Origin of the sequence: Novosphingobium barchaimii LL02 (assembly GCF_001046635.1) — a bacterium.
Lineage (GTDB): Bacteria > Pseudomonadota > Alphaproteobacteria > Sphingomonadales > Sphingomonadaceae > Novosphingobium > Novosphingobium barchaimii.
Genome location: NZ_KQ130452.1, coordinates 402,720 through 424,360, shown reverse-complemented (window position 1 = coordinate 424,360; position 21,641 = coordinate 402,720). Strand labels below are relative to the sequence as shown.

Annotated in this window: 27 protein-coding genes and 2 tRNA genes; 8 read left to right on the top strand and 21 right to left on the bottom strand. The window is 61.9% G+C overall.

Annotated features, from left to right (window positions below; all coding sequences use genetic code 11):
- Positions 1-313: 313 nt before the first annotated feature.
- Together V474_RS02065 and V474_RS02060 are read right to left on the bottom strand one after the other, a co-directional pair.
- Positions 314-682, bottom strand: coding sequence for a hypothetical protein (locus V474_RS02065; RefSeq protein ID WP_059149887.1), 369 nt, complete (start codon positions 680-682; stop codon positions 314-316).
- Positions 683-693: 11 nt separating this feature from the next.
- A complete protein-coding gene (locus tag V474_RS02060) occupies positions 694-1,017 on the bottom strand; it encodes a hypothetical protein (RefSeq protein WP_059149886.1) in 324 nt (107 codons plus the stop codon).
- Between the two features lie 100 nt (positions 1,018-1,117).
- Here V474_RS02060 and V474_RS02055 point away from each other — a divergent pair, with 100 nt between their 5' ends.
- Entirely contained in the window at positions 1,118-1,738 is a 621-nt protein-coding gene (locus tag V474_RS02055; RefSeq protein WP_059149885.1) for an SOS response-associated peptidase, read from the top strand.
- Between the two features lie 6 nt (positions 1,739-1,744).
- Here V474_RS02055 and V474_RS26020 read toward each other — a convergent pair whose 3' ends face one another.
- From V474_RS26020 to recG, 16 genes are all read right to left on the bottom strand, one after another.
- Positions 1,745-1,900 carry a hypothetical protein gene (locus tag V474_RS26020; RefSeq protein WP_169794986.1) on the bottom strand — a complete coding sequence of 52 codons (156 nt, stop codon included), beginning with the start codon at positions 1,898-1,900 and terminating at the stop codon, positions 1,745-1,747.
- Positions 1,901-2,002: 102 nt separating this feature from the next.
- Positions 2,003-2,365, bottom strand: a complete 363-nt coding sequence (locus V474_RS02050) for a thermonuclease family protein (protein ID WP_059149884.1) — start codon at positions 2,363-2,365, stop codon at positions 2,003-2,005.
- A 419-nt stretch (positions 2,366-2,784) separates the two neighbouring features.
- On the bottom strand, positions 2,785-3,000 hold the full coding sequence (locus V474_RS24745) for a YHYH domain-containing protein (protein ID WP_082699561.1): 216 nt from the start codon (positions 2,998-3,000) through the stop codon (positions 2,785-2,787).
- Between the two features lie 129 nt (positions 3,001-3,129).
- The gene (locus V474_RS02045) at positions 3,130-3,345 is read right to left on the bottom strand and encodes a hypothetical protein (RefSeq protein WP_059150733.1); all 216 of its coding nucleotides are present in this window, start codon (positions 3,343-3,345) and stop codon (positions 3,130-3,132) included.
- A gap of 68 nt (positions 3,346-3,413) precedes the next feature.
- Positions 3,414-3,680, bottom strand: a complete 267-nt coding sequence (locus V474_RS02040) for a hypothetical protein (protein ID WP_059149883.1) — start codon at positions 3,678-3,680, stop codon at positions 3,414-3,416.
- A 90-nt stretch (positions 3,681-3,770) separates the two neighbouring features.
- Positions 3,771-4,190 carry a hypothetical protein gene (locus V474_RS25415; protein WP_148649253.1) on the bottom strand — a complete coding sequence of 140 codons (420 nt, stop codon included), beginning with the start codon at positions 4,188-4,190 and terminating at the stop codon, positions 3,771-3,773.
- Complete coding sequence (locus V474_RS24740) at positions 4,191-4,643, bottom strand: helix-turn-helix domain-containing protein (RefSeq protein WP_169794985.1); 453 nt, start codon at positions 4,641-4,643, stop codon at positions 4,191-4,193.
- Positions 4,640-4,987, bottom strand: a complete 348-nt coding sequence (locus V474_RS26015) for a hypothetical protein (protein ID WP_169794984.1) — start codon at positions 4,985-4,987, stop codon at positions 4,640-4,642. Before V474_RS26015 ends, V474_RS24740 begins: the two co-directional genes overlap by 4 nt.
- A gap of 351 nt (positions 4,988-5,338) precedes the next feature.
- Positions 5,339-5,827, bottom strand: a complete 489-nt coding sequence (locus V474_RS02035; RefSeq protein WP_059149882.1) for a DUF1643 domain-containing protein — start codon at positions 5,825-5,827, stop codon at positions 5,339-5,341.
- Positions 5,827-6,129, bottom strand: a complete 303-nt coding sequence (locus V474_RS02030; protein WP_059149881.1) for a hypothetical protein — start codon at positions 6,127-6,129, stop codon at positions 5,827-5,829. Before V474_RS02030 ends, V474_RS02035 begins: the two co-directional genes overlap by 1 nt.
- Complete coding sequence (locus V474_RS02025; protein WP_059149880.1) at positions 6,119-6,430, bottom strand: hypothetical protein; 312 nt, start codon at positions 6,428-6,430, stop codon at positions 6,119-6,121. Before V474_RS02025 ends, V474_RS02030 begins: the two co-directional genes overlap by 11 nt.
- The gene (locus V474_RS02020) at positions 6,427-6,987 is read right to left on the bottom strand and encodes a hypothetical protein (RefSeq protein WP_148649252.1); all 561 of its coding nucleotides are present in this window, start codon (positions 6,985-6,987) and stop codon (positions 6,427-6,429) included. The genes V474_RS02025 and V474_RS02020 overlap by 4 nt, the downstream gene beginning before the upstream one ends.
- Complete coding sequence (locus V474_RS02015; RefSeq protein ID WP_148649251.1) at positions 6,984-7,361, bottom strand: hypothetical protein; 378 nt, start codon at positions 7,359-7,361, stop codon at positions 6,984-6,986. The genes V474_RS02020 and V474_RS02015 overlap by 4 nt, the downstream gene beginning before the upstream one ends.
- Entirely contained in the window at positions 7,348-7,875 is a 528-nt protein-coding gene (locus tag V474_RS02010; RefSeq protein ID WP_059149877.1) for a hypothetical protein, read from the bottom strand. The genes V474_RS02015 and V474_RS02010 overlap by 14 nt, the downstream gene beginning before the upstream one ends.
- Before the next feature lie 139 nt (positions 7,876-8,014).
- Positions 8,015-8,091: transfer RNA gene (locus V474_RS02005), tRNA-Pro, on the bottom strand.
- Positions 8,092-8,227: 136 nt separating this feature from the next.
- On the bottom strand, positions 8,228-10,285 hold the full coding sequence (gene recG, locus V474_RS02000) for an ATP-dependent DNA helicase RecG (RefSeq protein WP_059149876.1): 2,058 nt from the start codon (positions 10,283-10,285) through the stop codon (positions 8,228-8,230).
- 111 nt (positions 10,286-10,396) lie between these two features.
- Here recG and V474_RS01995 point away from each other — a divergent pair, with 111 nt between their 5' ends.
- The 3 genes from V474_RS01995 (at position 10,397) to V474_RS26010 (ending at position 11,463) form a co-directional block, all read left to right on the top strand.
- Positions 10,397-10,819 (top strand): baeRF12 domain-containing protein, encoded by a 423-nt coding sequence (locus V474_RS01995; protein WP_059149875.1) that lies wholly within the window; start codon positions 10,397-10,399, stop codon positions 10,817-10,819.
- A 55-nt stretch (positions 10,820-10,874) separates the two neighbouring features.
- Positions 10,875-11,147, top strand: a complete 273-nt coding sequence (locus V474_RS01990; RefSeq protein WP_059150732.1) for an FAD assembly factor SdhE — start codon at positions 10,875-10,877, stop codon at positions 11,145-11,147.
- Positions 11,148-11,313: 166 nt separating this feature from the next.
- Entirely contained in the window at positions 11,314-11,463 is a 150-nt protein-coding gene (locus V474_RS26010; protein WP_169794983.1) for a hypothetical protein, read from the top strand.
- Between the two features lie 49 nt (positions 11,464-11,512).
- Here V474_RS26010 and V474_RS01985 read toward each other — a convergent pair whose 3' ends face one another.
- The gene (locus V474_RS01985) at positions 11,513-12,259 is read right to left on the bottom strand and encodes an SDR family NAD(P)-dependent oxidoreductase (protein ID WP_059149874.1); all 747 of its coding nucleotides are present in this window, start codon (positions 12,257-12,259) and stop codon (positions 11,513-11,515) included.
- 296 nt (positions 12,260-12,555) lie between these two features.
- Here V474_RS01985 and mfd point away from each other — a divergent pair, with 296 nt between their 5' ends.
- The gene (gene mfd / locus V474_RS01980; RefSeq protein WP_059149873.1) at positions 12,556-16,056 is read left to right on the top strand and encodes a transcription-repair coupling factor; all 3,501 of its coding nucleotides are present in this window, start codon (positions 12,556-12,558) and stop codon (positions 16,054-16,056) included.
- A 25-nt stretch (positions 16,057-16,081) separates the two neighbouring features.
- Here mfd and V474_RS01975 read toward each other — a convergent pair whose 3' ends face one another.
- The gene (locus V474_RS01975) at positions 16,082-17,464 is read right to left on the bottom strand and encodes an EAL domain-containing protein (RefSeq protein ID WP_059149872.1); all 1,383 of its coding nucleotides are present in this window, start codon (positions 17,462-17,464) and stop codon (positions 16,082-16,084) included.
- A gap of 97 nt (positions 17,465-17,561) precedes the next feature.
- On the opposite strand from V474_RS01975, the gene V474_RS01970 reads away from it, so the two are divergent.
- Together V474_RS01970 and V474_RS01965 are read left to right on the top strand one after the other, a co-directional pair.
- A complete protein-coding gene (locus V474_RS01970) occupies positions 17,562-18,335 on the top strand; it encodes an NAD kinase (RefSeq protein WP_236710760.1) in 774 nt (257 codons plus the stop codon).
- Between the two features lie 141 nt (positions 18,336-18,476).
- Positions 18,477-18,551, top strand: a tRNA-Asn gene (locus tag V474_RS01965).
- Here the strand turns inward: V474_RS01965 and V474_RS26780 are convergent.
- Positions 18,541-18,675, bottom strand: a complete 135-nt coding sequence (locus V474_RS26780) for a hypothetical protein (protein ID WP_269085124.1) — start codon at positions 18,673-18,675, stop codon at positions 18,541-18,543. The genes V474_RS01965 and V474_RS26780 overlap by 11 nt on opposite strands.
- A gap of 720 nt (positions 18,676-19,395) precedes the next feature.
- On the opposite strand from V474_RS26780, the gene V474_RS01960 reads away from it, so the two are divergent.
- Positions 19,396-21,558 (top strand): M3 family metallopeptidase, encoded by a 2,163-nt coding sequence (locus V474_RS01960; protein WP_059149870.1) that lies wholly within the window; start codon positions 19,396-19,398, stop codon positions 21,556-21,558.
- The last annotated feature ends 83 nt before the right edge of the window (positions 21,559-21,641 follow it).

Below are 21,641 nucleotides of genomic sequence, written 5' to 3'. Positions count from 1 at the left end.
GGCGGTACCAATCGGACGGTTACGTTCCCTCAACGACGGCCTTGCGATGGATCGCAGTACTCGAAGGCCGTGGCCTATTGCTGCGCAACGAAGATCCAAAGGACGCAAGACGCGCAAATCTTGAACTGACGAAGGCTGGTTATGAAGCGGTTTCCAAATGTATGACAGAATACGCCGACATGACTCGAATGCCATCACGCGCCACCTAGACGCAAGTTCCAGCGCAACGGCGTCGGCCCTCGCATAATCCAAGGTCAATCACCAAGGCGCGTGCAGCCGCTGAAGGTAGCTATGCGGAACCGATCCGCCACAGCTAAAAACTCGACCAGTCAAGTTCCGCATCATCGAGCGCCTCATGCATGTCGGGATCGGCGCCCTGCTCGCTTAGGCGCTTGCGCACCGCCTCAGGGTCGCCATTCTGGGGGAACGACCGGTCTGCGCGGGCTGCGGTTGCCAAGCGACCAATGAAGCCTTCCCGGTCGACCTGCATCAGGAGCCAGCGGCCGAATGGTCCGCGCTCTTCCAAGTCTTTCGTCCTCCCAGTTTCGCGCAGCCTCACATCCTTCGGGGCAGGCGTGAAGGCGCGGTGATCCATCGGCTTTGTAATATCCTGCCAGGCACCGCCACCCCCTGCTATGCGGCCGACCTCGCGGCGAAGATCATCGACTACGTTCTTGTCCATCGTTCTCTCCATCATCGCACCCGTCTCACCGCTTCCTTCCATGTCCGTTCGTCGGGCCAAGCGAGTTCGAAATCGCCCTTCGCCCAAGCTACGAACTCAAGCCTCACTGGCCGCACCTTCTTGCGCAGCTTCGACCGGCACACCCGGCACCAGAACCGCTGCTTTGCCGGACCAAGGCGATCATCCCAGCGGCGGCGCTTGAAATGCCACCACAGCGTTTTCGTCTCGAACCGCGCGCTATGCTGGCAATCGCAAATCGCCATCACCGAGTATTGCAGGGTCGCCGCCTCGAAGATGTCGGTCGGCAGCATGAAGCCTCCTTCCGACCATTTCATCAGGGGCTCCGAATCACCATCACACCCGAGAACATAAACGGAACAGATCGGCGTGGCGAGTCCGTTTGACAGCGCGCTTGGTGGTCGCACATGATGCGGCATGTGCAACCTCTACCGCATGAACCGGGCCGGGGCCGAGATCGCGAACCTGTTTCGCCGCACCGCCACCCCCGGCGCAAACTTCGCCGCTGAGGTCTATCCCGGCTATCCCGGTCTCGTCGCAGCCGGGGATAGCGTCCGGGCTATGTCCTGGGGCTTCCCTCTGATTCTGAAGAGCAAGAAGACCGGCGCGCCCCTCAAACCTAAGCCCATCAACAATGCCCGCGAGGACAAGCTACACACAGCGTTCTGGCGCGACAGCTTCGTCAACCGGCGCTGCCTGATCCCGGTGACGGCCTGGGCCGAGGCGGAGGGCGACCAGGGCACCATGACGCGCACATGGTATTCACTGCCGGATCAGGATGTGTTCGCGGTCGCGGGTGTCTGGCGACCGACTGCGGAATGGGGCGAAGCCTATTCGATGGTCATGGTCGACGGCTGCGAGCAGATGTCCGATGTCCACGACCGCATGCCGACTATCCTGGCGCCCAAGGACTGGTCGCGCTGGACGGACGGGACAGCCGAGGATGCATTCGCTCTTTGTCAGGTATGGCAAGGCTCGCTTGCGGTAGACCGCACGCCAGAGCCTTGGTTCAAGCCGCGCAGCCCCCAGGTAAGGTGATGCCGCTTAGCCGTTGACCGCGATGGGTCTATGACAATCTTCGTCGATCAGCATACCGTTGAGAATGCGGTTGAAGAGGCTAGCCAACTCTTCTTCGTCTCGCGGCCAGCCTGATAATGGCGCGCTGGCCAGCGCATCAGCGATCTGGGCTTCTGAGATCATTGGTAGGAACGTCCCGGCTTCCATTTTGCACCTTCTTACTTTTATCAGCGTACAAATGGGCATGATGGCGGCGCCGATCCAATTAAAACCCTGCAATCACCGCTACTTCTGCCAGCGGCGCGCCAACCCTCGTCTGACGAGATACTCCCCAGCATCCCTGCCGTTCACCGAAAGCGTTGCGAGGGTCCGGCCATACCGATCAACGCCCAAGCGCTGGATCATGGGCGACCCACTGCCGAGGAACGACCGTAGCTGGTCCCTGCTCTCAGTGCCGGTGGCGAAGTCGCACCATGAGGGGTTCGCGGATGCAGAAAGCCGCGCACGGCTCTTTGCGCTGCACCGAGGCGAGCCGGAAAGCTCAGGAGCATCGATGTTGGCAAGGCGCACCCGCTCGCCGTCGCAAAGACGCACGGTATCCCCGTCATGGATGGAGGCGATGCAGGCTATAGCTAGGGCAAGAGACATGAGCGAGCCGATGCCAGCAATTGCCGCGCCGGGCTATATCCAAATACGGAATGCCAAAAGGTAGAATGCAACCATCCCGAGCCCCACGTCCAAAAGCGTCAATCGCTTCACAGGAACGTGTCGGCCCAGCAGTCCGAGCAGCGCACCTGAGTGGTGCATTCTGGATGTTCGTTGGGGCAAGGTTCTCTACGGAGTGCCGCTGCCAGGAAGTTGAGAAGCCACGCAAATATCATCGCCCATTCATGGTAGGCGCAAGCGGTAGTCTGCAAATTAACTAGATGAAATTACGCACCGCGTTGGCACCTACAGGGCTAGGCGCCTTTATCCACGCGCATTTGCAACCTGCGCGTACCCCGGCATTCACGCGCTTAGCAAGATCAAGTCAAAACGCCTTGATATCTGCCAAGCGCGCGTGGGAGTTACTTCGGGTTATGGCAATGGTACACGCCAGTCGAATGATTGGTGTGGCAGCCGTTTGCGTCCGTTCCACCACTATGCTGCGCCGTCTGTGTTTGCTGGACCTGCTGTCCCTTGGGAGCCACTGGCTTTGCTTTCACCGTTTCGACGGTTTCATGCGCGATAGCCGGGACCGCTCCGAAAAGAACAGCCGAAATCATTAATGCAGCAAGCTTCATTGTTCGCCCTCCTGTTGATCCGCTAAACTTGAGGGCACGGCGTTAATTTTGCCCTAATTAAGAGCAACGCGACCGAAGGTTAGAAAAAAACGGGGCGCGGCAAACTGCCAGCACCCCAACAAACTCAGATCAGCACTTTGTGAACTGGCCCTTCTTCGGACCTGATGCGATGTGGCACTTTCCCTTGGCATCCTTCACCACGCCGGGTTTCATGGCAGTCGCCCCTGCCTTCGAATCCGAGCACTTTACGAACTTGCCTTTGGCGTCTTTGCACGGCGCTGCCATCGAAGGCGCCGCGGCGAGCATTCCAACGAGGGCAGCGGCAGTCATCAGCTTGCGAATCATGGAAGGCATCCTCTTTTCACTGAGAAATTCTGTATAGCCGGGCACGAAACGAAAGTCCTGTGTGCTGACTAGTCCTCTGTGTCCTCGCCCAGGACGATATCGAGATGTCGGTTGAAGGCCTCCAGCAGCGCAGCTGTGTTCGTGATCGGCAGGCCGACATAGGCGTCTCGCAGGGCATCGACGGTATCGATTTCTCTTACTGGTCTACCCAGCATCCGGCCTATCACGATCGCGAGGGTGGCGCTGTCGGCAATGGGCAGCGCCGCGCCGACATCAGTCAATGCCAGCACGGCGTCCTCCTCGGTGGTGGACCGCAAATTGTCGAGGTTCGTCATGTGGTGAGGCTATGCCTCATCAGGTCTCCCGGCAAGGCGCCTCTCGATATGCCAGCGAGGTTTATGGAACTCGCCATAGCTGCGATACGCTCAAGCGAATAGCGTTCCGAAAGGTGACGCAGTAACCCCCAGCATGATAGATTTCTTGACCACAGCAACCCAGGTTTTTCCACCATCTTCGCTAAAATCTATTGTTAGTGCACCTTCCTGACCAACCGGTAATTCGACCCTAGGACCGAACAAAGCGCTGGTTTCTCCTACTGCATTTACCTCAACACCGCCCTCAAGAATTGCAGTAGCTCCATTCTCAATAGAATATCTGATTGAAAACAAAACTTCCCCAGATACCAACGGCTCGAATGGCAAGTAGAAGTTTACCGCAATATTAGCTGGAAAACTTGAAACCATGATATTGCCGGAATATGCTCCGATTATCAAAAATTTACCTGTTATTTCCTGCCGAACATCTTCGCACAGGACGGCGTCATGTAGGTTAAAGTTTTTCAACACTTAAACCTCCAAGGCAACTATGCCATTGTACTTAATAATCTTCATTTTAAATGAAGATGTATTAGTAAAAACTAAAGGCTTTTTGCTAATAACTGTCGCCACTGCATCTTCTAATGGGTGTGCATGATTACGCCCAGCATCAGGAATAGATCGGGGCAGCAATGAAATTTCCAAATCTGCATTCATTCCCTCAGCCAATAGCCCGAGCGATGCGATACTTAGATTGGATGGGCCGCTCATCCAGCGATGAATTTGAGATCTGGGTTTGTTAATGCGCTCGCCCAAAGCAGCATATGTCAAACCTTCGGCTTCCTCACGGTCAAGAAATTCTCCATAAACCGCAGCCCAGGCGCGATCCCGGGCTCGGAAGCACGCGTCGTCCAAATCCTCGGGTGACAATGGCGGGGCCGCGTTCAACGGCATGACTGCAGTTCTATCTAGCTCGATAGTCACCCGGTATACTCCTTCAAATGGGCGCGCGTACGGACCGGCCAAGGTGCCACAAGATAGGCGGCGCCCCCGGTCAAGCCGTCCCATAACTTTTGCGAAGATTCTCGCTCGTGCAGCCATTCAGATTCGTCTTCAACGAACTCATCTCGCGCACGAAAAGAAGTGGCCACAAACGCTCCCTGCCTGGCAAAAAAACCAAAAAGTCGCGTCTCGGTCATGGGGCCTTGAGACCTAAATTCCCAAAACCCTTGCATGTCAGACCTGGGTTTTTTGCTTCCCAATTCCTTGATGTCGCGATCGAGAAAAACAAACGAGCCTTTAACATAACGTTCAAGGGCCGTTCGCATAGCTGCCCGCCGCACGAGTGTCCGCTTAGGGTGTTCGCCGTCGGAACCCGGCCATGGACTGTCCTGAAATCTTGAATGGACACTAGGAATCATAAGGAGCGACCGGCCACTGGGACTGGTAGTTTGTACATTACTCGGCAGCCATTTCCTCAGTTCTCCAGAATCGCATAAGCCTGCCAACTCGGGCCACGTCAACATATATGTATACCGCCACGGATTATTCAATCCTTAACGCCGCGATCGGGACCGCCTCGATAAGCCGGCGTAGCATCGCTTAATGATCAGAATGGTGCAAAGCGAAAATTCGCAGTTAGCTGCTCAAACCGCCAGCGCGGGATCGCTACTGGCACATCAGGGCGCGCACCATTGCTCGATCGGCTGGTCATATCCGAGCATGAGTGGATGCTTTGGATGCCCGCACTTGGCGGCTTGCCCGATGCATAGTGGGTCGAGGCCAGCAAGGCGGATCAGGGCCATGACATTGAGATAGCGATTGCGTTGTTGCTTCGGCTGCTTCGAGATCGGCCCCCAGGCGCAGACCACCTGATCGCATTCTGCGAGGATCGCGTTCAGATGATCGTCGTTCTCTGGGCCGATCGGGTCAGCCACCCTGCCCAGCTCGCGCACGTCGGTCGCCCGGTAAGCGAACAGGTTGCCGACGACGATCCGGCCCCATTCGTTGCGCTCGCCAAAGCCGCGCAGCTTGCCGATCGTGCGGTCATCCTGCGTTGCATCGGCGGTCGATGGGTTGACCATGATGATCGCAGTCGATCCCAGGCCCACGCCTTCGCGCTCAAGGCGGTAGCGGTATTTCCCGCAGTCGGAGATTATCGCAGCCATCAGCCCTCCCCCTTCTCTTGGGCGGCTAGGGCGGCAGCGTTGCAGCAAACCCGGTGCAGCCCATGCTTGGTGGTCCGGTGGGCGCAATAGAACTCGACCTCGCCAGCAATCACATCTGCCGTCAGATCGGCTACAGTTTCGGCGCCGAGCAATTGCGGATCGTGGGGAAGGAAGGCGCAGGCACCGCACGGTTTCGGCCATGGAGGCAGGTCGAGCGCGGGCTGGATGATGTCGTCAGGGTCGCAATACGCAGCCCTGTGATCGCCAGCAAGCGCCATAAGCTCCATCTTGTCAGTCGGCATTGCGGGGGTGTTCCTTGAGGTAGGCTTTGACAGACAGGGCAAGCGGAGTGAGGCAAACCATCGCCAAGTAGTGTCCGCGCTTGATGATGAGGTCGAAGCCGCCATCCTCGGTCGTGACAAAACCGGCTGACAGGAGATCGCGAAAGGCCTTCCTGTTGGCGACCGTATTCGGCAACATGTGGTAAGGCGCGTGTCGTGCCGCATCTTGGAAGCATGAGGAAACAGCCTCCCGCTGCGCCTTAGTCAGCTTTGCCGCGATCTCACGCACCTCATCCTTGCGGGGGGTGTTGGGTGGGGTCATGGGAAAATCCTCGCTTCTTCGACGCCGAACAGGTTCTTGCGGATCCGCAGGAGGCGGCGTGACTTGCGGCAGGATTCGGCGTGCCCCGGATACTTGCGCTCCATGTGCACTTCAAAGTCGGGATCTCGCGGCCCTTCGAGTTCGGCCAGCCAGTCCGATTCCCAACGCGACAGCGGCGTGCGCCAGTGACCAAGGATGACTACTTCGCGGAACATGCTGCCACGGAAGCCGCCGCACTTACGACAGAAGGCCGCACCGTTGGTGTACGTGCTGTGGTTCGGACGGTGGCGGCCCCACAGGTGGTCGCAAGCCCGGTCGCGCTGATACTTCTCGAAAGCCTTCTGCTCCGCCTCCGCGATAGTCGCACCCTCTCCTCGGATGAATGTGCCGGTCGGGAACGCTTCGAAGAACGGTACGGCAGGGATGATGCCGTGGCCCCACTGCACGGTGCAGTCCTCAGGCCAAGCGCAAGTCGGTGTGTAATCTGGATTGCTATGCAGCATCGAGGACAGTCGGTTCTCCGACGTGCCTGGGATGTGGTGTGCCGCGATCCTCATGACCCAGCGCCCTCCCCGGCAGGACTAATCTGCTTGATCCAATCCAGATTGCCGTTCGAGAACCGGGCCGTGTATTCATGCCAGCCCATGTCCGCATCGGTGCCGTAGAAGTTCATGTCGCCGTGGAACTCGATCTGCTCCCAACGCTCGTTGATGCGGCGCTCGGAACCGATGAAGGAGCGCCAGTCATCAGCTTCGGGGTATGGGCGTTCAGCAAGAGGCACCTCCTCTGTCTCAAATCGCTCGATCCAGAGTGTACCACCCTCGCGGATTTCCAAGACCGACAGATAGCAGTCGAAGTCCTTGCTTTGCAGTTCGCCAGTAAAACCATCGGGCAGCGCGATTTGGCTGCGGACGTAATCAAACATTCCCATGATTAGCGCCCTCCCCGGCAGTGCGGAGGCGGGTGGTGGCGCGGGTGAAGGCGTCATAGGCAGCATCCCCGGCGACTAGCGCGGCGATAGCGTCTCGGCTGTGCACCCGGCCAGCGAGCGCTGCGCTGATCTTGACCAGAGCGTCGGCCATCTTCTGCGCGGCCTCCACCAGCTTCTCCTGATCCGAGGGGGCGGGGTGGCATTCGCATCTGTTGTAGAGGCCGGTCGTGCAGGCATCGCAGGTATAGGGTATTTCCTCCCCCTCGCTCGCGGCGAGTAGGGAGGCGCGAGTGTTGAACTGCGCGATCTGATCCGGCGCATCGACCGGGACGGTCAGCTTGCGCTCGCAGAGCCAGCAGCCTTGCGTGTCGCAGCGACCGACCTTGTTGAATTTACCGCTCGAATAGGTGAGATGATTTCCGCAGAATGGGCAGGCGGCGATGCCGTGCTGGTCCACCGCCTCAACGGCGCTCTGGACGGATTCGTGGCTGTCGATAGAATCGGGATCAGTCATGGGCGCGCTCCACCGTGCTTGTGGTTAGAGCCGCGCGGGAGTGATGATCCTGTTGCTGCTCGCCCTGTTCCCGAAACCGTTGCAGGAACGGAAACGGGAACAGGTTGTGCGCGTCAGACCACAGGAATGGCCTATTTGTTGGTCGGGGAAAGAGGATTCGAACCTCCGGCCCCTGCCTCCCGAAGACAGTGCTCTACCAGGCTGAGCTATTCCCCGACCGGAGGGGCAATCCGAAGACCGCCCCGGGCAGGAGCGCGCCTATATAGGGCGACTTCGGAGGTGGCAAGGGGGCGTTTGGGAAAATATTCGGGCATTTGCATTGACGTCATCCCGGCCTCCGCCAGGACGACGATCAGCCCGAGCGCAGCAGTTGCACGCCCCAGTCGCGCTCGAACAGATAGAGCAGCAACCGCGCCGCCTCACCGCGAGGACCGGCAAGGCCGCCGTCGCGTTCGATGAGCAGACGCGCGTCGTCATGGGCGATCGGCAGCAGCTTCTGGATCTGCTCAAGACTGGCGATGCGAAACGGTGTGTCGCCCGACTGGCGCGTGCCCAGCAGTTCGCCGCCGCCGCGCAGCTGCAGGTCTTCTTCGGCAAGGCGGAAGCCGTCCTGCGTCTCGCGCATCAGGGCCAGCCGCTGACGGGCGGTCTCGGACATCTGGGTGCCGCGCAGCAGCAGGCAGGTGGACTTCTCCGACCCGCGCCCCACGCGCCCGCGCAGCTGGTGAAGCTGGGCAAGGCCGAAGCGCTCCGCCTGTTCGATTACCATCAACGTGGAATTAGGCACGTCGACGCCGACCTCGATCACCGTGGTCGCCACCAGCAGGCTGGCCTCGCCGCGTGCGAAGCGCTCCATCGCCGCGTCCTTGGCTTCCGGGCGAAGCTGGCCGTGGACCAGCGCGACGGTATCGCCGAATCGCTCCTTGAGCGCGGCATAGCGCGCCTCTGCGGCTGCGAGGTCTTCGTTTTCGTTCTCGTTCACCATCGGGCAGACCCAGTAGGCCTGCTGCCCGGTCTCGATGTGGCGGGCAATGCCGCCGATGACATCGTCCATCCGCTCGACCGAGATCACCCGCGTATCGATCGCCTGACGGCCCGGCGGCAATTCGTCGAGCTTGGAAACCTCCATCTCGCCGTACTGCGCCAACGTCAGGGTGCGCGGGATCGGCGTTGCAGTCATCGCCAGCGTGTGCGGCGCGCGCCGCCCCTTGCGCGCCAGCATCAGCCGCTGGCCGACACCGAAGCGGTGCTGTTCGTCGATCACCACCAGCGCGAGATTGCGGTAAGCCACGCTGTCCTGAAAGATCGCATGGGTGCCCACGACGATCTGGATGGAGCCATCCAGCAGCCCCATCAGGATCGCCTCGCGGGCCTTGCCCTTGTCCCGGCCCGTCAGCAGCGCAATCTCGACCCCGGTGCCCTGAAGCATCCTCGAAAGCGTCTCATAATGCTGGCGGGCAAGGATTTCGGTCGGCGCCAGCAGCGCGCCCTGCGCGCCTGCCTCCACCGCGATCAGCAGTGAGGACAGCGCCACCACCGTCTTGCCCGACCCCACATCGCCCTGCAGCAGCCGCAGCATCGGCGACGGCTGCGCAAGGTCGCCCTCGATCTCGGCGATGGAGCGGGTTTGCGCGCCGGTCAGCGCAAACGGCAGCCGCAGTTTTGCGCGCAAGGCTCCATCGCCCACCAGAGGCGTACCGCGCTGCGAACGGTTGCTTTCGCGCACCAGCATGAGCGCCAGCGCATTGGCGAACAGTTCATCATAGGCCAGCCGATCGCGTGCGGCCGCATTGACGCCCCGGTGCGCCTCGCCCAGCGCCTCACGCCAGGCGGGCCAGTCCTTCTGGGCGATCAGGCCGTGTTCGATCCACTCGGGAAGTTCGGGCAGACCTTTAAGGGCCTGCGCCACCAGCGCGCCGATACGGCCCTGCGTCATCCCTTCGGAAAGCGGATAGATCGGCTCACAAAGTTTACCGATCGGGGCGGACGCATCCTCCGAGATGTGCTCGGGATGCACAATCTGGAGCATCTGGCCGTACTGGTCGATTCGCCCCGCCACCCAGCGCAGTTCGCCAACCGGAAGCTGTTTCTTCGCGGTATAGGAAGCCCGGCCGAAGTAGGTGATCGTGCATATATTGCCGACCGCATCCTCCGCCATCACGCGGAAAGGGCCGCGTCCGCTGGGCGAACGATGTTCGCGCGGGGTCAGTGCGATAATGACGTTCTCGCCCACCGCCGCCTCATCCAGATTGGCGATGGCCCGCCGCTCCACGAAGCGATCGGGCAGGTGATAGGCAAGGTCGCGAATGCGGGTGAGGCCCAGTTTCTCAAGCGGGCGCATAAGTTTAGGCCCGACGCCATCGAGGGCATCGGTTTCGACGAACAGGGAATTGAGCGCTTCGGGCCGCATGGGCGCCTCTTAGCGCGACTGTGCACCGTTTCACCAGACAGCATGGAACACCCCTCCACATCGGTCCGTTGGCAATTTTCAAGCATGCACTAAAAACCAAAGGAGAAGCCCATGCTCTTGCCCCACGGAACCGTGTTCGCGATCGTCGATGGAGAGAACTTCGAACTTTATCGCAACTCAGGCGCCGAAGCCGAGCCGAAGCTGATCTCGATGGAAGTGCCCGCCCTCGAAGCCACGAATTTCAGCGCCGGAAATCGCAAGACCGACGGGCAGACCCGCCATCAGGCACGCACCGGTGACGGCAGCCGCGACGGTCTCGACGAAGCCGCCCATGTCGCGGCGGTGACAGGCTGGCTCAACGAGCAGGTGCTGGCGCGCGAGATCGAACAACTGGTGGTCGTGGCTGACCCCCGCTCACTGGGCGAGATGCGCCGACATTATCACAAGCAGCTCAAGGACGTGCTGGTCGGCGAAGTGCCCAAGACCCTGACCGGGCGTCCAAGTGCCGAGATAATCCGGGTGCTACACGGCTAACCACAGTAACCCGCAAATCTTGCTCATGTCCGCGCCGCGCTGTAACGGCGCGGACATGACCGCACTATCGCCCCGCCTCGCCCGTTTGAAGTTCCGCGCCTGGCATCGCGGCACCCGCGAGGCCGACTACATGATCGGCTGCTTCTTCGACCGCTTCCACTCTGAATGGTCAGAAGAGGAGATTGTCCTGTTTGAAAAGATGATCGACGAGGAAGACGTCGATATCATGGGCTGGGCGCTCGGCACACTGAGCATTCCCGAGGAATATCGCGGCCCGCTGGTCGAGCGCATGATGAAGCTCGACTACGTGGTGATCCCGCGAGACTGACGTACATTCCTCCCCGGCCACATTCGGGGAGGAACAATGTCGGACGGACACGATCCGCCCGTTTTGTGCAACTGCGGTATACTACCGTGCATTTGCGATGCGAACCTTGGAGCGTCATAGGCATCGGCGATGCTGCGACGCAGCAAAACTTGTCCTTGAGGTTCCTATGTTCTCTTTTCTCTCCCCCGTCGCTGTCCGCTTTGCCTTCCGTAGCGATGTTGTCGTCGCCGAGCGCCACATGCCGGTATTCGCCGAGAAGAAGCCGGCCTTCGCTCGCGCCGATGCTCCGGTTGAAGAAATGAAACGCGCGGCCTGAAGCTAGGCGACGCTGCTTGGCGCGGACGGGAAGCGGCCAGCCCTTCCCGTCACAACGCGCTGAGCACGTGCCCGCCGTCGACCGGGATGACCACGCCGGTCATATATCGCGACGCTTGCGAGCACAGCAGCAGCAGCGGCCCGTCAAGATCATCGAAGTTGCCGAATCGCCGCTGCGGAATTCGTCGCGCCATCGCCTCGCCCAGACTGCTCTCCAGGAAATCGCGGTTCATGTCGGTGGCGAAATAGCCCGGCGCCAAGGCATTCACGCGGATGCCATAACGGGCCAGTTCCAGTCCCATCTGCTTGGTCATCTGCACGACGCCCGCCTTGCTCATCGCATAGACCGTAAGCTGCCCGCCCTGCCGCAGCCCGAGAATGGAGGCGACATTGACGATAGCGCCGCCCTTGCCTGCCGCCTGCATCAACCGCGCTGCTTCGGTGGCCACAAGGAAAGCGCCGCGCATGTTCGCGGACATGATGTGATCGTACTCTTCCACGCTCACATCCAGCAGCGAGTGGGCAGCGGACACGCCCGCGTTGTTAACCAGCACATCGACCGCGCCGATCTGCGCTAACGCCGCCTGAATGCTCGCGGGATCGGTGACGTCCATGGTCGCGCAAGACGCCGCCGCGCCAATCTCACCCGCCAGCTCTTCCAGCGCTTCCATCCGGCGGGCTGCCAGTATGACTTCGGCTCCCGCATCTGCGAGAACGCCCGCGAAGTGGCGACCCAGTCCGCTCGATGCGCCGGTTATGAGGACGCGCTTGCCGTCCAGTCTGTCGATTGCGGTCATGTCGCTTCCTGTTTCCGAGAATAAGCCCTTCGTCATTCCCCCGAAGGCGGGAACCCACTTTATGCCGGTGCGTGTGGCGATAAGGTCCGACAGCGTCGCGCCTTCGCGGGAATGACGAGATGGGGCCAGATTTGAACGATCCCACGTTTCGAGTGGCACGCCTTACCGCGCAACTCGCAATATTGCTGGGATGACGATCGCGCAAATAAGCAACGACCAGGATGGTCGCCGCCGCCCGCCACGCTCAATATGATTGTATTTCCCGTCCGCGCCGCATATCCCGCCACGCATCCCGCATGACTGATTTTTCCCGCATCCTCTCCGCCACGACGCCGCTGACGCTGGCTTCGGTGACGCGTGGCTCCCAGCCGCTGGTCATGGCCGACCTCGCCCGCGCTGCCGACAGCGCAAAGAAAAGCGGCCGCGCCGTTTTCGTCGCCGACAACGAGGCTGCGATGCGCGCCGTCGCGGAGGCGGCGCAGTTCTTCGCGCCCGAACTCGACGTGATCGAGTTTCCAGCTTGGGACTGCCTTCCTTACGACCGCGCCAGCCCCGCGCTATCGGTCAGCGCCCGCCGCCTTGCCGCACTGCACCGGCTGCAGCTGAAACGCAGCGGCCCGCAGCTTCTCGTCACCACGACGAACGCCCTGCTCCAGCGCGTGCTCACCCCGTTCCGCATCCGCGAATCGGTGCGCCTGCTCAAGCCCGGCATGGAAGTGGGCCACGAAAGCCTGATCGCGCTGCTGCGCCGTCAGGGCTACCAGCGGACCGACACCGCGATCGATGCGGGCGAATTCGCCGTGCGCGGCTCGATCTTCGACATCGTGCCATCGGGCCTCAAGTCCGGGGAAGACGCAGCCGGCCTTCGCCTCGACTTCTTCGGCGACGAGTTGGAAACGCTGCGCCTGTTCGACACCGGCACCCAGCGCTCTACCGGCACAGTGTCCGATCACCTGCTGCTGCCCGCCAGCGAGGCGCTGCTGGACGACGACACCGTCAAGCGTTTCCGCACCCGCTACCGCGAGATGTTCGGCGCCAATGCCACCGCCGATCCGCTCTATCAGGCGGTCAGCGAAGGGCGCCGCCTTGCGGGCATGGAACATTGGCTGCCGCTGTTTGAGGACCGACTGGTCACCCTGTTCGACCACCTTGGCGACGACGACCTTGTCATCATCGACAGCCCGGCCCTGGGCGCAGTCGACGAGCGTTTTACCGATATCGCCGACTATCACCGGGCGCGTACCGAAACCTCAGGGCAAAAGGCCGGTTCCTACCGTCCGCTGAGGATCGATTCGCTCTACCTTAACCGCGAAGAATTCGACTTCGCCGTCAGCGCCCTGCCCGTCCACCGCGCTGATCCCTTCGCCCAGCCCGAATCGGCCAAGGTCATCGACTTCGGCTTTGGCAACGCCCGCGATTTCACGCCCGAACGCGCGCGCGGCGACAACGCCTACGAAGCCGCTGCCAAGCACTTGCACGCTGTCGCCAAGTCAGGTCGCAAGGCGATCCTCGCCGCCTACTCCACCGGTAGCCGTGCCCGCCTCGCCTCAATTCTGGGTGAGGCAAAGGGCCCTGAGCCGCGCCTTGCCGATACCTGGCAGGAAGCGCTGGGCCTTGCTGTTCAGGGCCGCTCCGCAGCGCTGGTGCTGCCGCTGGAAACCGGGTTCTCGAACCAGTCGGTCGAGGTCATCACCGAGCAGGACATCCTCGGGGACCGCCTTGTCCGCCGCAAGAAGCGCAAAAAGGATTCCGACGCCTTCCTTGCCGAACTGTCGGCGCTGACGCCCGGCGACCTGATCGTCCACATGGACCACGGGATCGGCCGCTATGAAGGCCTGCAGTCGATTCCGGTCGGCAAGTCCCCGCACGACTGCGTGATGCTGACCTACTCGGGCGGTGACAAACTATACATCCCGGTCGAGAACCTCGACGTTCTCTCGCGCTATGGCAGCGAGAGCGAAGGCGCCGTGCTCGACAAACTGGGCGGCGAGGCGTGGCAGAAACGCCGCGCCAAGCTCAAGGAACGCATCCGCGAGATCGCCGGGGAATTGATGCGCACCGCTGCTGAACGCGCCTTGCGCGAGGCGCCTGCGCTGGTGGCCGAGGAATCCAGCTTCAACCAGTTCATCGACCGCTTCCCCTGGCAGGAAACCGAAGATCAGGAAGCGGCCATTGGCGATACGCTGGAAGACCTCGCCAGCGGCCGTCCGATGGACCGGCTGGTCTGCGGCGATGTCGGTTTCGGCAAGACCGAAGTGGCACTGCGCGCTGCCTTTGTGGCTGCCATGGCCGGCCAGCAGGTAGCCGTCGTTGCCCCGACCACCCTGCTTGCGAGGCAGCACTATTCCGGGTTCGCGGATCGCTTCGCCGGCTTCCCGCTCAACGTCGGCCGCCTCTCGCGCCTCGTCCCCGAAAAGGAGGCCAAAGCCACGCGTGACGGGCTTTCTGATGGTACGATGGACGTCGTCTGCGGCACCCACGCGATCTTGTCCAAGACGGTGAACTTCAAGCGCCTGGGCCTCGTCATCGTCGACGAGGAGCAGCGCTTCGGCGTCAATCACAAGGAAAAGCTCAAGCAGCTGCGCGCCGACGTCCACGTCCTGACGCTCACCGCAACGCCAATCCCGCGTACCCTACAGATGGCGATGTCGGGCCTGCGCGAACTCTCGACCATCCAGACCCCGCCGGTGGACCGCCTTGCAGTGCGCACCTACGTGATGGAATGGGACGACATGGTGATGCGCGAGGCTCTGCTGCGCGAACACCACCGCGGCGGCCAGAGCTTCATCGTCGTTCCCCGCATCGCCGACATGGCCGAAGTGGAGGACTGGCTGCGCCAGCATGTCCCTGAAGTGAAAAGCATCGTCGCCCACGGCCAGATGAGCCCCAGCGAAGTGGAGGAGCGCATGAGCGCCTTCTACGAGGGCAAGTACGAAGTGCTGCTTTCCACGACGATCGTGGAATCCGGCCTCGACATCCCGCGCGCCAACACGATCATCATTCACCGCGCCGACCGCTTCGGCCTTGCCCAGCTTTATCAGCTGCGCGGCCGTGTCGGGCGTTCGAAGCTGCGCGCCTATGCCTACCTGACGACGCCCGGCGGACAGGCGCTGTCCGAAGTCGCCGAAAAGCGCCTCAAAGTGCTCGGCGATCTCGATTCGTTGGGCGCAGGCTTCCAACTCGCCAGCCACGATCTCGACATTCGCGGCGCCGGTAACCTGTTGGGCGATGAACAGTCGGGCCATATTCGTGAAGTCGGGTTTGAACTGTACCAATCGATGCTGGAAGACGCGATCCTGGCCGCTCGCGCCGGCGGCGTTGGACTGGAGAAGGACACCAGCGGTCTGTCCCCGCAGATCACGGTCGAAGCGCCGATCATGATCCCGGAGGAATACGTCCCCGACCTGGCAGTGCGCATGGCGCTCTACCGCCGCCTCAACGACGCGGACTCGCGCGCCGAAATAGAATCGCTTTCCGCCGAAATGATCGACCGCTTCGGTCCCCTGCCGCAGCCGACCGCGAACCTCGTTCAGCTCATCCAGATCAAGCGGCAGGCGATCGAGGCGCACATCGCCAAGATCGACGTCGGCCCGCGCGGAACGCTGGTCAGCTTCCACAACGACAGCTTCCCGAACCCCGAGGGCCTCATCGCCTATGCAGACAGACTGCAAGGCGCCATCAAGCTGCGCCCGGACAACAAGCTGGTGCTGCAGCGCGCTTGGGGCGATCCCAAGAGCCGTTTGAACGGGTTGCTGCAACTGACCAAGGGTCTGAGCGCGGTTGCGCGTAAAGCGTAAGAGTAGAAGCGCGCGTGCAGGGAGGCTATGCTCCCCTGCTTGCTTCTTTCATTTCTTCCGCCCGCGCCAGTTTTTGGAACATAGCCGCACTCATCGGCTGCGCTCGCAGGAAGCCCTGGAAGTACGCGCACCCTTCCCGAGCCGCGACAACGCGCTGGCCTTCGTCCTCGATCCCCTCGGCGATCACCTGAAGATCGAGCGCCCGCGCCATCGCCACGATCGCGCGCAGCACTGCCACGTCCCGGCGGTCCGTGGTGATCCCGTCGATCATCGAGCGGTCGAGCTTGAGGTAGTGGATCGGCAGAACCTTGAGGTAGCGGAAGTTGCAGAACCCCGCTCCGAAGTCATCGAGTGCGATGCGGATGCCCTGCGCGGAAAACTCCGCCATCGTCTGCGCCGCCAGCGTGATGTCACCGATCAACGTCTGCTCGGTCACTTCCAGCGTCAGCCGGCGCGGCGGAAAGCCGCTCTCGCGCACGAGGTCTAGCATCTGGCGGGTGTAGCTGCCGAACGCCAAGTCCGCCGCCGTCACGTTGATCGAAAGCCGCAGGTTTTCCGGCCATTCCTTGGCGGCCCACATGGCCTTGTGCGCGATGTGGCGTGACAGGGGGCCGACATAGTCCGCCCTTTCCGCGATGGCGAAAAGCGCCCCGGCACCGATGCGGCCAAGTTCCGGGTGCCTCCAGCGTGCAAGGGCTTCGGCGCCGGTGAGACTATCGTCGGTCAGATCGAACTGGGGCTGGAACAGCACCTCGATCTCGTCATTGTCGATCGCAATGAGAAGGTCTGCCTCCAACTGTTGGGCAGAGCGCCCCGGCGGCGTGACTTCGCCGTCCGCCCAGGCAAGGCGGGTCCCGTGCTGTTCGTGCGCATCGCCCAGCGCGTGGCCAAGCCGGTCGAGCATCGATTCGACGCTCTCTCCCGTCAGCGCGCGGATCAGCGCGACGCGCGGAGACAGGCGCAGGATGCCGGTCGAGATCGGGATCGGCCGCGCGATCATGTCGGCAAGCTGGTCGGCGACGAGCTGCCAGCGCTCGCGGCTGCAGGCTTCGTTGGCGACGAGGAGGAAGCTGCCCCCCCCGGCGCGGGCGAGCAGCCAGGGTCCGTCAAGTTCCTCTTCGGCGAAATGGCCGATGCGCGCGGCGACTTCTTCCAGCGCGCCGTCACCGGCGGCGGCGCCGTAGGCCATGTTGATCGCATCGAGCCGACGCAGGCTCAGAAGCATGGCGTGGACGTGCGCCATGTGCGGCATCAGCACCGGATCTTCACGCCAGGCGGCGACGCGGTCGTGCACAGCCTCGATCCCCGGAATGCCGGTGAGGCGGTCCGTGAGCCCTTTGGCGGCCTTGCCCTTGGCTACTATCGCCTTAGGTTCCCTGTGAACCTGATCATCTCGTTTTACGCCCATCGACCGGCCATAACCCAAAGGCCTTGCAAAACCTTTCAAAATTCGACAGCCCCGGTCCCGGAATTGGACGCATTTGATGCCGGAGATAAAAGTGAGCATGGATGCGAAACTGGCGCTGGTCGTGTCGGACAGCGCCAAGGCGCAGGCGGGCGCTGCGGCATTGCGCGAATCGCACACTTGGGTATCGCCCGAGAACGCCGACGTCCTGGTCGTGCTTGGCGGTGACGGGTTCCTGCTGCATGTCCTTCACGAAATGCTGGACAACCACCCGATCAAACCGGTCTACGGCATGAATCTGGGCACCGTCGGCTTCCTGATGAACGGCCCGCACGACGGAGTGCCGATCGCCCGCCGCGTGGCCGAGGCACATAGCGTCCCCGTCCGCCCGCTTATCATGCACGCCACCGGCCGCGACGGACGGGAATACAGCTATTACGCGATCAACGAAGTCTCGCTGCTGCGCGAAACGCGGCAGACCGCGAAAATCGAGATCCGCATCAACGGCCGGGTTCGCATGGAGGAACTGGCGGGTGACGGCATTCTTGTTGCCACCCCGGTCGGCTCCACCGCGTACAATCTGTCCGCCAATGGCCCCATCCTGCCGCTGGGCTCGCGGATGCTGGCGATGACCCCGCTCAGCCCCTTCCGCCCCCGCCGCTGGAAAGGCGCGATCCTGCCCGAAAGCGCCGAGGTGGAATTCCACATCCACGAACCCGGCAAGCGCCCCGTCGCCGCCGTCGCCGACCAGAAGGAAGTGCGCGACGTCGCCACCGTCCGCATCGTGGCGTCGGCGGAAAAGGAGCTAACTCTGCTGTTCGACCCCGGCTTTACGCTGGAAGAACGCATATTTGCCGAGCAATTTCAGGTCTGATCCGCGGAATTGCGTAGGTTCTGGAAAATTGATCGAAATTTCTGCGGCGACGGTAAAATTTCTTACCTCGCAGGGTTGCCAATCTTTCTGACGCTGTTATAGGCGCACCCCTGCCCAGCGGTGGTGACATTGCCGGGCCGCTCCCTGATAGCTCAGCGGTAGAGCATTCGACTGTTAATCGAATGGCCGTAGGTTCGAATCCTACTCAGGGAGCCAATTTTTCCAGATAGACCGGCATCATCAATCCTTTCGGGGTGCGATCTGTCTCACCATCAAAGAGGTGAGGCAATGGGTCCGTCGCGGCAGCCTTGATCGCGATTCCGCTGGCATCTGCCGTCATCAACATCTTCGGCCCTACCCTATTTATCTCGAACGCATTTTTGCGTCTGCGCCAATCATGTCCAAACGCGCACTTTTATTACGCACAGAAGCCCGCAAGAATCATTTCCATACCATGATCGTGGGATGGCTTGAGAAATAGACGCAACTATCAGGCGGCGGTGTCCCTTGGGTCGTAATTACGATGCCAGGAAACTGGCCCGAGGCTTACTTTCGTAAACCTCGGGCACTTTCAGTCCCCCCGCCCCATGGTGCTCTTAGTCCGACTGCTCAACCGCTACCGGCCGAACCCATCAGCCATTACGTGAATTCATGCATTGCAGCCGAAACCGGGCGCGAAGACAGTCGGGTCAGCCAGCAGCCCCCCGGTCCACGACGACATCGAAGGGATCGACGAGTTGGCTGACGCTGGGGTATGGACCCGCTAGCGCTGCGCACGTCCTTTCGCCAGTTGCTGTAACGCGGCCTGAGGCATCCGCAGACCGGTGCGCCGCAACTTGATTGCGCGCCGGGGCGGATTTGTGCGTGATCGGGATACGGGCCCCTGCAGATTGCGCAACCGTTCCCCTCCGCGCCGACTTGTCCTTGCAAGTGCCCGTTTTCTCGGCTTGAAACCTGCGCATTGACCACCCCGGTGCCCGACCGTTTGCCGCGCATGTTGCCACTTTCCGGCACAGCGCCCGGCCGTTTCACGGGTAGCCGAAGGCAGGAGAATAGTTACATGAAGACCCGGCTCATGGCCGCCGCCGCACCCCTCGTCCTTGGTGCCGGCCTGCTTGGAGGATTTCCGATGACAGCACTTGCCAAGGAAAAGACGGCTGCAGCCGCCCCGGCCTACACCGGCCCGCTCGCTCAGCCGAGCACCCTGCCCTTCCACGCGCCGAACTTCCCCGCCTACAAGGACAGCGACTGGCAGCCCGCGATAGAGGCCGGCATCGCTGCCCAGCGCGCCGAGATCAAGGCGATCGCCGCCAACAAGGCCAAGCCGACTTTCGAGAACACGATCGTCGCGAAAGAGCGCACAGGGCAGCTTCTCAGCCGCGCCTACAGCACCTTCGGCCAGCTGACCTCGGCCAATACCAACGACGCGCTGGACGCTGTGGAAACCGCCGTCAGCCCGCAGATTTCCGCGCTCAACGATGACATCTATCTCGACCCGGCACTGTTCGCCCGCGTCAAGGCCGTCCACGACAGCGCCGCCGGCAAGGCTCTGACCGGCGAGGACGCCATGTTGCTGGCGACCACTTACGACGAATTCGTCCATCGCGGCGCTCTGCTAACGCCCGCGCAGAAGACCGAGCTCAAGGCCATGAACCTTGAGATCGCCAAGCTCGAAACCGCGTTCTCGCAGAAGCTGACCGCGGCGACGGCCGCCAAGGCACCGGTATTCGACACCGAGGCGCAGCTTGCGGGTCTCTCTCCGGCCGAGATCGCCGCCGCCGCCAAGCTCGCCGCCGAAAAGGGCAAGCCGGGCAAGTTCATGCTGGCGCTGGGCAACACCACCCAGCAGGCCGCGCTCACCAGCCTGACGAACCGCGACAGCCGTAAGATCCTGTGGGAGGCGAGCGTCAACCGCACTTCTGGCGGCGACCAGTACGACACGACCGCCATGGTCACGCAGATGGCCACTCTGCGCGCCAGGAAGGCGAAGCTGATGGGCAAGCCCGACTTCGCGACCTACCAGATGTACGACCGCATGGTGAAGACGCCCGCCAAGGCGATGGAATTCATGAACGGCTTCGTGCCCGCCCTGCGCGCCACGCAGGACCGCGAGGCCGGAATGCTTGAGGCCGCCGCTAAGGCGGAAGGCCAGAACATCAAACTGGAAGCCTGGGACTGGTCCTATTACGCCGAGAAGGTCCGCAAGGCGAAGTACGACCTCGACGAAAACCAGATCAAGCCGTATTTCGACGTCTGGCGCACCCTGGAAGACGGCGTATTCTATGCCGCAAACCAGACATACGGCCTGACCTTCAAGCGCCGCACCGACCTGCCGGTCTACCACCCAACGATGCGCGCCTACGAAGTGCTCGACGCCGATGGCAGCGAACTGGCGATCTTCTACTTCGATCCCTTCGCCCGGTCGAACAAGAAGGGCGGCGCCTGGATGAACAACTTCGTCGAGCAATCCTATCTGCGCGGCGAGAAGCCGGTCATCTCGAACACCCTGAACATCGCGCCGCCCGCCGAGGGCCAGCCCGCGCTTGCCAGCTTCGATGATGTGGAGACGATGTTCCACGAATTCGGCCATGCGCTGCACGGCTTCTTCGCCAGCCAGAAGTACCCCTCGCTGTCGGGCACCAACACCGCGCGCGACTTCGTCGAGTTCCCCAGCCAATTCAACGAGAATTTCGCCACTCTGCCCGCCGTGCTGAATCACTACGCCAAGCACTACCAGACCGGGGCGACGATCCCCGCCGAACTGGTCGCCAAGATCAAGGCGGCGAAAACCTTCAACCAGGGCCTCGGTTTGGGCGAAACGCTGGAAGCGGCGATGCTCGACATCGACTGGCACAAACTCTCGCCCGAAGAGGCCGCGCAGCCTCCGATGGCGTTCGAGGCCAAGGCGCTGGCCGCCACTGGCCTTTCGACGGACCTCATCCCGCCGCGCTACAAGACGCCGTACTTTCGCCATATCTGGGACAACGGCTACGCCTCGGGATACTACTCGTACATCTGGACCGAAATGCTGGCCCATGACGGCTGGGACTGGGTGGAAAAGAATGGCGGCATGACCCGCGCCAACGGCGACCACATCCGCAAGTCGTTCCTGGGCCAGGGCCATACCAAGGACTTCGCCCAGCTGTTCCGCGACTTCACAGGGCATGACCCCGAGGTCGAACCGATGCTGGAAGCGCGCGGCCTGGCGCCAGAAGCCAAGTAAGGGAAAACGGGATGCGGGGCACTTGTCCCCCGCATCCCTTCCCCCTCCGCTCCGGGATCGGCGGCGGGCCTTGCCCTGCGCTT